Origin of the sequence: Fundicoccus sp. Sow4_D5, assembly GCF_052116365.1 — a bacterium.
Classification (GTDB): domain Bacteria; phylum Bacillota; class Bacilli; order Lactobacillales; family Aerococcaceae; genus Fundicoccus.
The window spans coordinates 44,231-56,631 of sequence record NZ_JBQKLF010000001.1; the positions used below are offsets into that span (position 1 = coordinate 44,231).

The window sequence follows — 12,401 nt, forward strand, 5'->3', positions numbered from 1 at the left end:
AATGGCAAAGGAGGCTTAATCAGTTTGTAATTGTTTATGCGTCACTTTATATGCTACAATAAATGAGACTAATAACTGAAATAGATAAATATTCAGGAGGTACGTAAATATGAAATGTCCAAATTGTGATCGTAATGTAAGAAGTAAAACACAATGTGCTTATTGTGGTTACGATTTTAAAGCTGGGGACGTTGCTGCTGCAGAACCAAAACGTTCTGAGCGAACTGAACAAGCACCAGAAGTTGTCGGTAATGAGCGTGAACGTGGCGTTGAAGCGGCTGTTCCAGAAGTAACTGAGTTTAGAGATGCCGGTGATATTGGCTCGGGTGAAGTTTACGAAACACGTAGTGCTCGTGAACCACAAACTGTGCTTCCTAAGACGAAGCGTAAGGGTGGAAATGCCGTTTGGGGAATCATCAAGTTATTAATTGCTGTTGCTGTTGTTTTCCTATTGTTTTTATATGGACCACGTTTAGTGGGACAAGTAATGGATTACTTCAATTCAGAGGATAATTTCTTTGTCCAGACATTTGGATCAAAAGACGACTCGTCTGAAGAAACGAGTGATGTTGCGAGTGAAGAGACCGAAGTAGACGGCGAATCAACCGCTGATGGTGAATCAGTTGAAGAATTAGCGTCAGAAGAAACTGTCTCACAGAGTGCTTTAACGTTAACAAATCAATCAGTTGAGTTAGAAAACTATCCAACGATTGGTGTAACAATGGCATTTGAAGAGTCTTTAAGTTCAGTTGACCAAACGACCTTTAAATTCTTAGTAAGTGGTACTGGTGAAGAAATCGAATTATCAGAATACTCTTTATTTAAAGAAGGTAACAATCTTGTTTTAAGCTTTAATGATCCAACCTTAGAAGTGGTAGCAGCTACAGAACAAGAGCAAACACTTCGTTTAGTTTCCCAAGAGTTAAACATCGATGAGGCAGTCACTTATACATTGCCAGATGTTAATGTCGATCAAGAGCAAGCGAAACAATTTAATGATACTATCAACAATAATTTAACTGATTTAGGAAATGTTTCAGCTGTATTCTTCGAAGCAGGCGCCGATGTACCATTTGCTTATGATAATCAATCAATCGATGCTGATTCTTTAATCGCTTGGTTCGTCATTGAGCGTACTTTTGCAGGTTTATCGAATGGAGAATTTACCTTGGAGAGTTCAGTTGCAGTCAATGACAGTTTGAAGGCAGCAAATGATTCAGGCACAGTCGCAACAACTGAAGTGGACGCTACTTACACTTACGAGCAATTGCTAGAGTATGTTGTGCGTGAGCGTGACTTATCTGCCATGAACCACTTAATTCAAGAAACTGGCGGCTTAAATGAATTTAACTTATGGTTGAATGAATCTGGTTACTTCTCGACTCGCTTAACAGCTCCATTATCTTACAATGATGAAGGGGTAATTTCAGGAGCAATGACAAGTGCACAAGACTTGGGTAACTTATTAGATGCCTTAGCAAATGACAGTTTAGTGAACGAAACATCTGACGCTACTATTAAAGAAATGTTATTACAATCGCCATTTAGTGATAAGTATCCTGAAGATTTAGCAGGAGTTGTCACACGTTATGAATTAATGTCTGCCGACAATAATCCAAGTCGTCAATACTATGCAGGTGTGCTTGAAATGGAAGAAACATCTTACATCGTAGTGATGTTAGTTGCCAATGCGACAAATGCTGAAGAGGTAGTTCCAGCGATAGCAACAACAATTGAAGAGTTAACGGCTTATTTCACTGAAGGAGCTTTACCTTCTGAAGCAGCGGAGGAAGAAGAGACGGAGGAAGAAGTTGTCGTTGAATCGGAAACTGAGACAACTCAAGTTGAGATTGTAGAAGAAACGCCAGCTCAAGAAACACCAATTCAACCAACGACCCCGAATGAAGAGTTATCACCTTCTGGTGAACCAACGGGCGAATTGTTTGACGGCAAACCAACTGAAAATCTCTATTGGTTTGGCGATGAGTACCGTCAAGGAATTTGGTTCCAAGATGAAAGTGGCTCATGGAAATACCGCTAATTATCATTTAATTTACTTGTGGCTAGTAGCTGATTTACACAAATTGTGTGAGTCGGCTACTTTTTTTTGTGTTGTTGGCGTGGGAGGTGGACGGGATAGGTATGGACGTAGTTGACGATTGGCTGTGCTGCGATCGGAGTGTTCTTAAAAGGAGAAGCCGTGAGTGGAGTTTGGAGTGAGGATGTGGAATACAGTTTAGACTTTAGAATCCGACGCTCGACTCGCGGTGATGTGAGAGGAGCATTTTTTCTAAATACAGCCTGAAAACCATGGCTTTAGCATGCAACTTTGACTGAAGAAGGATGATTTTCCAAATTCGACATCAACAATTGCTGCTCTAGCCATCGCCGAAATATTCCCCGAAGTGTCCGACTACGTACGGGTTGCCAATTCGCAATTATTGTTTGCGCTAATGGTTACTTCGATATTACTTGTGATCTTAATAGAAAGAAATACAAAGAAAATTAAATCAGAAAAAAACTGGTTTTAATAGACCAGTCTTTTCCGCCAATAGGACCATTTTACTTATGCTTTGTCTATAGAAGACACTTCCTTAAGATGAGGGCTTGGCAATAAATAATTCACGCTTAAGGCAATCACAGAACCAATAATAGTATCTAAAACTCTGTTCAAGCCGTAACTGATGACATTATCACCGTGCTCGCCCAGCAGCACCACTAGAAAAGCGACGGTTGCAGGGAATACCATCTTGTTAAAATTCAACGCATTACAAATTGTAATCACTAATAAGATACCAATGGCCGTACCAACCGAATGTGAGAAGAAGTCTGGGAACCAATTCCACACACGTAATTGTAGAATAAACATCGCACTAAACACTCCAATTGTATTACCAAAAATTCGGTTACGACCAAATGACAAGCTTTGCTCTGTGTCAGCTTGCAATGAATAGACCGCAGCCAAACAAGCCAACAAACCAGAACCTCTGTCGATCCAGCCGAATAATAGAATAGTCAAGCCGACAGAAATCGCCGTTTTACTCGTTCGCCAACCAATTTTGAACCTTCTCCAATTCATTATTTCCCCCCTCAAGCAAAGACATTACTAAATTATAGCCAAAATAGGGACAATCATCAATTAGAGTCACATAGGTAAAATGCACTTACTCTGTTTTTTTCTCAAAAAGATTACTTTTAAAAGGAAAGTAAATGTGTGATAGAACCTAATCATACACGTTGAGATGTATGTAATCCGTTTACAAATATCACCTTTTAGGTGTATAATAATTGTAAAATACACGTAAAGGGTGATGTTTTGTGAGTCCAGCACTTATAGCAATTGTTACTAACGCAATCCAAGAGAAGTATGTTAGCGAAAAGTCATTTTATTCTGAGCAATTAGGCATCTCGCCCCAGAGTTGGGATCGCTGGAAGAAAGGTGAACAGGGGTTGAAATACGAAAACATTCAAATTCTTTCCACATTATTCACTGATTATGAATGGATGCTTGTGCAAAAAGTTGTCCGTAATGCAGAAATTATGACCGATGTCATGAACGAACCGGTAAAAGAGTATTTATTTTTAAAATATCAAATCGCCAAAACATGGGTTCATCACGGGATGGTCCGCTTAGAGTGGCATCAAAGTGACGGCAACGAAGCAGAAAGTAACCGTAAATCGAATATGACTATTTTGCAGTTAATTGCCGACTACAATTTCTGGGGATATAATGATATTATAGAAATTAGATTACCAGGCGTTATTCGTCAGCAAATTGAAACAGATGAAGTAAAACTATTACAATGGTTTGATTCAGAAACTGAAAAATTGAAAGATTAAATTTCAGCCCCTAGCATGATGACGCGCAACTGAAATTGATCGATAATTAGACAGGTGGTCGTTTTCGCGCCACTATACATAAATAAGAGTGGTGATAACATGGCTAAAAGGCCAGTAAAGAGAAAAACAACAGCCAAAAAACGACCGCGACCAAAGAAGCCGCGTCGAACTAAAACTGCACGCCAAAAAAAGTTTGAAAAACTTAAAGCAAGCTTGTTACAGAAAATTGGTGGCGTCTCCTTGTTTATAATTGCTCTAGCAGTTTTAATGGGAGCTTTGATTTTCCGAATAATGTTTAGCAGTGATTCTTTAATTTTTAATCCTGGCTTTAATCAAGAACAAAGTATCCGACAAGATTTTGTAAGGGAAATTATTCCAACGGCACAAAAACTTCAACGTCAGTATGGTATTTTGGCGAGCATTTCTATGGCTCAAGCGATGGTAGAGTCAGATTTTGGGCAAAGCCAATTAGCTGCTGATTATTATAATTTATATGGTGTAAAAACAACGTCAGACGATCCAAATTCAGTCGACTTTGCGACCGCAGAGTATATCGATGACCAATGGATTGAAATTATTGATTATTTTAAAGTTTATCCTGATTGGGATGCTTCGATGACAGCTCATGCTGAATTAATTTATTATGGCGTGACTTGGGATGAAAATTATTATTCTGCTGTAATTGAAGGTAATTCTTATAAAGAACAAGCTTTTGGTTTGCAAAAATCAGGTTATGCGACTGATCCTGATTATGCACAAAAGTTAATAAATATGATTGAAGAATGGGATTTGAATCAATATGATCAACCACTAAACTAGAAAAAAATAGTCTAAACTAATCTCTTCATTTATGGTATGATGTAGGCGGTCTATGTATAGAAAACGCTTTAATATGCGCTTTTTACATTATAATAATATAGAATCTTACACATTAAAAGGAGATAAACGCATGCCAGAAAAACATTATCCAGGCGAAACAGTTGGCATTATTGGTTCGTCAATTGCTTCGGCTTTGTTAGCTCAAGCTGCTGGTAAATTGGGTTATCGCGTTGCAAGCTTAGTTTTAACAGATAATAATCCAGTTCGTCAATTTGCAAGCTGGCAGACGGTGACTACGAGTTATAATGAACAAGCTTTGCGCCATTTCGCTAGTCGAGTTGATGTTGTAACAAGTGAGACGGGTCTACTCTCTAACCGTGATTTCCAGGTCCTTGCAGAATTAACAGATTTAACTTTATCCGATGATTTAATTGCAATCACAACTGACCGTCTAATTGAAAAAGCATACATCGATTCTGCTAAATGTTTAGTGACACCATTCTCGATGATTACTGACTTAGCAGATGTCAAGGAGGCTGTTGAATATATTGGTTTCCCGTGTGTGTTAAAATCTACACAGCGCCATTTACCTGAATCACATAATCATGTAGTGCTTTATAGTGAAGAAGACTATCCAAATGCAGAAGCTAAAATATTTAACGGGACTTGCATCCTTGAAGCATGGATTCCAACTGAAAAAAAAGCGACACTGACTGTCGTGCGTAATGAACGTGGTGAATTATTAATCTATCCTGTCTTCGAATTGATTCAACAAGGACACCAACTTGGAACACAGGTACGATTTCCAGCAATGATTGATGAGATGGTTGAACTAGAAATAAACCGTTTGGGTCAGTTATTAGCGGAATCATTAAGCTTAGTAGGGTCATTAACAATCGAATTTTTCATTACATCTGCCGGCGTCGTTTATATTAATGAAGCGAGTATCGGTTTGTCAGTGGAAGCTATTTTCACGATAGGTTCGATGACTATGTCACATTTTGAAGCATCTGCTCGTGCGTTACTTGGCTTACCATTACCAAATTTATCGCCATTGAGTGCAGCTGCGATATCGTTACCGATTAGTCAATTAAATATTGAAGCAGTTAAGACACAATATATGTTGCGTACAGATTGGGGCTTTGCTTTATTTAACCCGATGGGAAATCAAAGTGAAGATATTATAGGACAAGTCATCGTCACAGGCGATTCATTAGCTAACTGTGAAAGACAAATTGATTTGACAGAACTTTACAAGAAAAATTAAAGAAAAGCGGTATGCTTTTGCTGTTAGCAAAAGACATGCCGCTTTTTTATATATATCGGAAGGTGGGCGTGGATTACGGAAGAAGCTTATTTTTTTCACAAAAATACATTTCTAACTCAAGTAATATATCTTAGCTTCTTTTAGTCCTAGAAGTGTTGAAAGTGTTCGTAAGTAAGGCAAAGTCTATGGTTCGCCCTTGGGGAATGTTTAATTTATGACTTTTTCATAAAATTTGTGACTAAACCTCAAGTTACGAATGATTTTTTGCTATAATAGGAATCGGTGTATTAATAGAGAGCGAAGATGCTGAATTAGCATCATTGAAAGCTTAGTCTGTATCGGCTTGAGCGTACAGAACGAATGAACGGAGGAATTTTTGGTGTCATTAATGACCAATATTCAACAATTGAATGAAAAACAAAGAGAAGCGGTCCTTACTACAGAAGGCCCTTTATTAATTTCTGCAGGAGCAGGAAGTGGAAAAACACGGGTGTTGACACATCGTATTGCGTACTTGATAGAACAAAACAATGTAAATCCCTGGAACATTCTAGCAATTACTTTTACAAATAAAGCGGCAACAGAGATGCGTGAGAGGGTACAAAATTTAGTCGGTCCTGAAGCGGACTCAATTTGGGTATCAACCTTTCACTCAATGTGTGCACGTATACTCAGACGTGAGGCAGAAGCAGCTGGTTATGAAAAAAACTTTACGATCATTGATCAAGGTGAACAACAAACGTTAATGAAACAAGTTTTAAAAGAGTTGAATTTAGACTCAAACCAGTTTAGTTATAAAGATATGCTTTCAGTAATTGATGATGCGAAAAATAATAGCAAATCACCCGCACAATTTGAGCAAGAAGCGGAAGGGTATATGGGTGAGATTCAAGCAAAGTGCTATACGTTTTATCAAAAGAAATTAAAAACTGCGAATGCGATGGACTTTAATGATCTGTTATTAGTAACTGTTAAATTATTGGAAGAAAACGCGGCTATTCGTTTATTCTATCAGCATAAATTCCAGTATATCCATGTGGATGAGTACCAAGATACAAATATGACACAATATCGATTAGTTCAGTTATTAGCTGGATTGTTAAAGAATATTTGTGTTGTAGGTGATGCAGATCAAAGTATCTATGGTTGGCGTGGCGCAAATATGGAGAATATCATGAACTTCGAGAAAGATTATCCTAATGCGACAACAATTCTATTAGAACAAAATTATCGTTCCACTCAGAATATCTTAAAAGCTGCCAACAGTGTCATTACGAATAACCAGAATCGATTAGATAAAGCACTTTGGTCAGATAATGAAGCGGGCGAAAAAATCCGTTTCTATCGTGCAGAAACGGATCAAGAAGAAGCACGTTATGTTGTTCAACAGATTTATCAAGCTAAACAAGATTTTAAATTAGCAAATACTGATTTTGCTATTCTTTATCGTACCCAAGCGCAATCACGTGGACTCGAAGATTCATTGCTGAAAGCGAATATACCGTATAAGATCGTTGGAGGATTAAAATTCTATTCTAGAAAAGAAATCCAAGATACAATGGCTTACTTACGTCTAATCGATAATCCTTCGGATAACATTAGTTTTAATCGAATCGTTAACGTACCTAAACGCGGGATTGGTCCAACTTCAGTAGAAAAATTGGCCGATTATGCGGCTAGTCTGAACATGAATTGGTTAGAAGCAATTGAGCATATCGCAAATTCAAATATTCCAAAAGGAACTCAAACGAAATTCCAACGCTTTGCAGATATGATTGCTCGATTACGACAACAAGCAGAGTTTTTGAATATTACTGAATTAGTTGAACAAGTGTGGGAACAATCAGAATATACTGAAACATTAGTTAAAGCTGGAGATTTAGAGTCACAGAACCGTTTAGAAAACTTGGAGGAGTTCGCCTCTGTAACGAAGCAATTTGATGAAAGTGACCATGAGTTAACACAAGAAAGTGATCCAGATTATGCAATGCAAGATGCTAGCAATCAAGAAGAAGAAGTAGAAATGTCCTTACTTACTATATTTCTGACTGAATTATCCCTTCTGACAGATACGTCTAATGAAGAAGAGGTTGATCAAATTACATTAATGACGATGCATGCGGCTAAGGGCTTAGAATTTCCTTATGTCTTCATAGTAGGTATGGAGGAAGGGCTGTTTCCTTTAAGACGAGCAATGGAAAGTGATGATGAATTAGAAGAAGAGCGTCGTCTTGCTTATGTGGGGATGACTCGTGCCGAACAAGTTCTTTATTTAACAGCAGCGCGTAACCGACTATTATATGGACGTTACCAGTCAAACTTACCCAGTCGTTTTATCGATGAAATTGATCGTGAATTAATAGATTATGTGGGGCAATCTTTCCAAAGCCGTGTAACGAGCCAAAAAGATTATCGTTCATCATCAACTACTGGTCGTAGTTCTGCGAACAAGGTCGTTTTATCATCAAATCGTCCCTCTCGTACATCTACACGTTCTACTAGACCAACTCGTACGTTAGGAAAAAACACTAGTGCAGGAACGACAGAAAATTGGGCAGTTGGCGATCAAGTAGACCACAAAGCATGGGGAGTAGGAACAGTGGTCAAAGTGAAGCAAAGTAAGAATGATACTGTTTTAAGCGTAGCTTTTAAAGCGCAAGGCATAAAAGAGTTGCTTCCAAGCTTAGCACCAATAAAAAAAGTTTAGGTTGAGCTTATGATAAAGTTAACTCACTGGTATTAAGCAGTGTATTTGAGTAAACTCTTGATGCGACTAGATACCAGAAGTGTTATACTATTAAAATGAAATGAGTGTCGCTATTCGACGTGAAAATTGAGGAGTAGTGAAGATGGAACAAGCAACAACACAAGAAGCCTTACGTAAACGTTTGGATGAATTAAGACAACTGCTTAATGAATATGCCTATCAGTATTACGTATTAGATAAACCGACAGTTGCTGACAGTGAATATGACCGTTTATACCATGAACTTGAAACAATTGAAGCAGATTATCCAGAATGGATTAACCCAGAATCTCCCACTCAAAGAGTTGGAGACCAGTTGTTAGATGGTTTTGAAAAAGTTCGACATGCTGAAGCAATGTATAGTTTAGGGAATGCTTTTAGTGAAGAAGAAGTCGATGCTTTTATCGACCGAGTATTTAAACAAGCTGAGTCTGATCAGATTCAATTTATGTGTGAATGTAAAATAGATGGATTAGCAGTGGCTTTAACTTATGAAGAGGGACGATTTATTCGCGGAGCGACTCGTGGAGATGGAATAGTCGGTGAAGACATTACGACTAATCTGAGAACTATAAAATCTTTGCCACTCCAGTTACGACAACCAATTACGGCTGAAATTCGTGGCGAAGTGTATATGCCGAAAAAGAGTTTTCTAGCCTTGAATGAGGAAAGAGATGCATTAGGCTTAGTACCATTTGCCAACCCTCGTAATGCAGCTGCAGGTGGTTTACGACAAATTGACCCCAAAGCTGTTGCTAAACGAAATTTAAATTTATTCTTATATAGCGGTGTTTATACAGAATCATTTAGTCCAGTTTCTCAAGCGAACTTATTCGAAGCATTAGAAGCAGCCGGATTGAGGACGAATAGTTTGCGCCGATTATGCTCCACTAAGGAAGAAGTTCGTGATTTTTTAAGAACAATCAGTGATCAACGTCATGATTTATCTTATGAAATTGATGGGATCGTTATTAAAGTGAATGATGTGAGTACACAACAAGCTTTGGGCTTTACGGTTAAAGCACCACGCTGGGCAATTGCTTATAAATTCCCAGCTCAAGTTGAAACAACGACAGTTCGAGAAGTGGAATGGACCGTTGGTCGTACAGGCGTTGTCACTCCAACGGCGATAATGGATCCTATTGCATTAGCTGGAACAACTGTTCAAAGAGCTAGTCTACACAATATAGACTTTATTCAAGCCTTAGACTTGCGTTTGAATGACCAGATAACGGTGCATAAAGCGGGAGACATTATTCCAGAAGTAACCAGTGTATTAGTCGATAAGCGGACCGAAGATTCGGTGCCATTGGATATCCCTAGTCATTGCCCGGAATGTAAGGCAGAGTTAATTAGAGCTGAAGGGGAAGTTGCTTTACGATGCGTTAATCCCATTTGTCCAGCACAAAAATTAGCTCAGTTAAGTCATTTCGTTTCGAGAAATGCGATGAATATTATGGGCTTAGGTGTAAAAGTAATTGAGCAATTATTAACTAAAGGCTTCATCAAAGATCCAGCGGACTTATATTATTTAACTGAAGAAGATTTCTTACAGTTAGCTAACACAAAAGAAAAATCTGCCAAAAAATATTACACTGCCATTCAAGGCTCTAAAACAAATTCACTTGAACGCTTAATATTTGGCTTAGGTATCCGACATGTTGGAGCAAAAGCAGCACAATTACTTGCTCAAAGCTTTGAAACAATGGCAAACTTACAACTTGCAAGTAATGAGCAGATTGAAAGAATTGATGGTATAGGTGAGATGATTAGCCAATCAGTTGTTAGTTACTTTGGTCAAACTGAAAGTCTAGAGTTGATCAAACGTTTAATAGAAGCTGATGTTAATATGATTTATCAAGGCATAACATTAGCAGAACAAGCTGACACGGATAGTTACTGGGCTGGTAAAACTGTTGTTTTAACAGGAAGCATGGAAACTTATGGTCGTAGTGAAGCGAAAGTGATGCTCGAAACTTTAGGAGCCAAAGTGACTGGCAGTGTCTCTAAAAAAACAGACATTTTAGTCGCAGGAGAAGCAGCAGGTAGTAAGCTAAATAAGGCGCAAGATTTGGGAATTACCGTAATGAATGAGGAAGAATTTTTGCGTTCAATAGAAAAGAGTGAGAAAAGCGAATGAAAAGAAAACTAAGCAAAGTAGTCGGACTAATGTCCTTTGCGTTCTTGCTATCGGGTTGTTTAAATAATTTAGATGGTAAAGACCAAGAGGTAGAATTAGGGCCGGACGAAGTAGTTGTTCAAACAACAGCAAACCAATTGTCTAACGAATATTATCGTTCTGTTATTTTAGACAATCGTTACCAACTTAGTGCTTCAGCAAGTGCAGACAATAGCTTAAGTTCAGCTGGAAATATCTTTGCCTTTGAGGAAGGCCTATTGCGAATCAGTCAAGATATTTTTCCGACAGATCAATATTATATGCAAGAAGGTCAACTGATTGACGGCGATACGTTAACGAGTTGGGTTTCACGAGAATCTGAAGGTAATCCAGAAGGTTTAAATCCAGCATTACCAGTTAGTGGGGCGCAAGAAGAAGCCATTGAAGAAACTGAATCAGTGGATCCATCAGACGATCCCGAAGCAATGGATGAAACTGGAGAAGAAACGGCTGAATCAAACCAAGTAATTGTGGACCTTGATTCAACTCCGATTTACTTGTCTCAAATCATGGAAAAGAACATCATGGTCGAAACCGATGAAGGATATGCTTTAGGTGGTATTGTTATTGGCTTGGCTATGAACAGTGTTTACCAGTATACGGATGCTGAGGGGGTCGTTTACGAACAAGAAATTTCATTAGGTGAAATGCGTGAGCGTGGTAAAGCCTATGCAAACATCATTGTCGGACGATTAAGAAATACAGAACAATTGCGTTCAGTGCCGATTGTCGTTGGTATTTTCCGTCAGGCACCTGACAATGAAAATGCGGGTGGTAACTATGTATTAGATGGTATCTCACGTGAAGGTAACTACGTTACGGATTGGACAGAACGCAATGAGTACCGTGTGTCATTACCAATTATTGATAATTCAGATGTAAGTGATCAATATATATTCTTTGATTCATTTAGAAATGATATCATTAGCTTTTTCCCACACTTAAATGGCATAAGTGGTGAAGCTCTTTATATCGAGAATGGTTTAGCTTCACTTGATATTGAAATTGTGACTCAGTTCTACCAGTTAACTGAGATTACTGCCTTAACTCAGCATGTGACAGACGTCGCTCAAAGTCGCTTGCCAGAGGGAATTGGCTTAGAAATTAAAATTGTTTCATCGGCCGGTACCGAAGCATTTGTTGGTCGACAACCAGGTGAGAATCAAATAAAATCTCACATTTTCCGTCAATAAAATATGATATAAACGACATAAAAGTAAAAAGAGTGTGTCAAGAAAAGGAAGGTATAAATGAAGATTACTCGTTTAGACGTTGAGCACGTTGCAAAACTTGCAAAATTACAATTTAATAGTGAAGAATTTGATGAATTCTCAAAAGATTTCCAAGACATCGTCAACATGGTAGAAACTTTAAGTGAAGTGGATACAGCCAATGTGAAACCTACTCACCATGGAAATGATATTGTCAACGCATTCCGTGAAGATGTGGCGATTGATAGTCAACATCAAGCGGCATTATTGGCAAACGCGCCAAGTTCAGAAGGTGGCTTTATTCAAGTGCCAGTCATTATAGAAAGTGAGGAAGCATAG

The 12,401-nt window shown here is 38.3% G+C and carries 9 protein-coding genes; 8 read left to right on the top strand and 1 reads right to left on the bottom strand.

Annotated elements, in window-relative coordinates; translation table 11 throughout:
- Positions 1-109: 109 nt before the first annotated feature.
- Entirely contained in the window at positions 110-2,041 is a 1,932-nt protein-coding gene (locus tag ACTQ45_RS00185) for a serine hydrolase (RefSeq protein ID WP_441749960.1), read from the top strand.
- Positions 2,042-2,566: 525 nt separating this feature from the next.
- Here ACTQ45_RS00185 and ACTQ45_RS00190 read toward each other — a convergent pair.
- On the bottom strand, positions 2,567-3,079 hold the full coding sequence (locus tag ACTQ45_RS00190) for an FUSC family protein (RefSeq protein WP_441749961.1): 513 nt from the start codon (positions 3,077-3,079) through the stop codon (positions 2,567-2,569).
- Positions 3,080-3,318: 239 nt separating this feature from the next.
- Between ACTQ45_RS00190 and ACTQ45_RS00195 the strand changes: the two genes are divergently transcribed.
- The 7 genes from ACTQ45_RS00195 (at position 3,319) to gatC (ending at position 12,401) form a co-directional block, all read left to right on the top strand.
- Positions 3,319-3,840 carry a hypothetical protein gene (locus tag ACTQ45_RS00195; RefSeq protein WP_441749963.1) on the top strand — a complete coding sequence of 174 codons (522 nt, stop codon included), beginning with the start codon at positions 3,319-3,321 and terminating at the stop codon, positions 3,838-3,840.
- Positions 3,841-3,939: 99 nt separating this feature from the next.
- Positions 3,940-4,659: a glycoside hydrolase family 73 protein gene (locus ACTQ45_RS00200; RefSeq protein WP_441749964.1), complete on the top strand. Its 720-nt coding sequence runs from the start codon at positions 3,940-3,942 to the stop codon at positions 4,657-4,659.
- A gap of 130 nt (positions 4,660-4,789) precedes the next feature.
- The gene (locus ACTQ45_RS00205; RefSeq protein ID WP_441749965.1) at positions 4,790-5,926 is read left to right on the top strand and encodes an ATP-grasp domain-containing protein; all 1,137 of its coding nucleotides are present in this window, start codon (positions 4,790-4,792) and stop codon (positions 5,924-5,926) included.
- A 388-nt stretch (positions 5,927-6,314) separates the two neighbouring features.
- Positions 6,315-8,633: a DNA helicase PcrA gene (pcrA, locus tag ACTQ45_RS00210; RefSeq protein ID WP_441763009.1), complete on the top strand. Its 2,319-nt coding sequence runs from the start codon at positions 6,315-6,317 to the stop codon at positions 8,631-8,633.
- 142 nt (positions 8,634-8,775) lie between these two features.
- Positions 8,776-10,812 (top strand): NAD-dependent DNA ligase LigA, encoded by a 2,037-nt coding sequence (ligA, locus tag ACTQ45_RS00215; protein WP_441762607.1) that lies wholly within the window; start codon positions 8,776-8,778, stop codon positions 10,810-10,812.
- The gene (locus tag ACTQ45_RS00220) at positions 10,809-12,044 is read left to right on the top strand and encodes a CamS family sex pheromone protein (RefSeq protein WP_441762608.1); all 1,236 of its coding nucleotides are present in this window, start codon (positions 10,809-10,811) and stop codon (positions 12,042-12,044) included. Before ligA ends, ACTQ45_RS00220 begins: the two co-directional genes overlap by 4 nt.
- Positions 12,045-12,101: 57 nt before the next feature.
- On the top strand, positions 12,102-12,401 hold the full coding sequence (gatC, locus tag ACTQ45_RS00225; protein ID WP_441749968.1) for an Asp-tRNA(Asn)/Glu-tRNA(Gln) amidotransferase subunit GatC: 300 nt from the start codon (positions 12,102-12,104) through the stop codon (positions 12,399-12,401).

What these genes read in the sequence shown, in the direction of transcription:
- gatC (WP_441749968.1), top strand. Translation starts at nt 12,102, where the DNA reads ATGAAGATTACTCGTTTAGACGTTGAGCACGTTGCAAAACTTGCAAAA.
- ACTQ45_RS00190 (WP_441749961.1), bottom strand. Translation starts at nt 3,079, where the DNA reads ATGAATTGGAGAAGGTTCAAAATTGGTTGGCGAACGAGTAAAACGGCG.
- ligA (WP_441762607.1), top strand. Translation starts at nt 8,776, where the DNA reads ATGGAACAAGCAACAACACAAGAAGCCTTACGTAAACGTTTGGATGAA.
- ACTQ45_RS00205 (WP_441749965.1), top strand. Translation starts at nt 4,790, where the DNA reads ATGCCAGAAAAACATTATCCAGGCGAAACAGTTGGCATTATTGGTTCG.
- ACTQ45_RS00220 (WP_441762608.1), top strand. Translation starts at nt 10,809, where the DNA reads ATGAAAAGAAAACTAAGCAAAGTAGTCGGACTAATGTCCTTTGCGTTC.
- pcrA (WP_441763009.1), top strand. Translation starts at nt 6,315, where the DNA reads ATGACCAATATTCAACAATTGAATGAAAAACAAAGAGAAGCGGTCCTT.
- ACTQ45_RS00200 (WP_441749964.1), top strand. Translation starts at nt 3,940, where the DNA reads ATGGCTAAAAGGCCAGTAAAGAGAAAAACAACAGCCAAAAAACGACCG.
- ACTQ45_RS00185 (WP_441749960.1), top strand. Translation starts at nt 110, where the DNA reads ATGAAATGTCCAAATTGTGATCGTAATGTAAGAAGTAAAACACAATGT.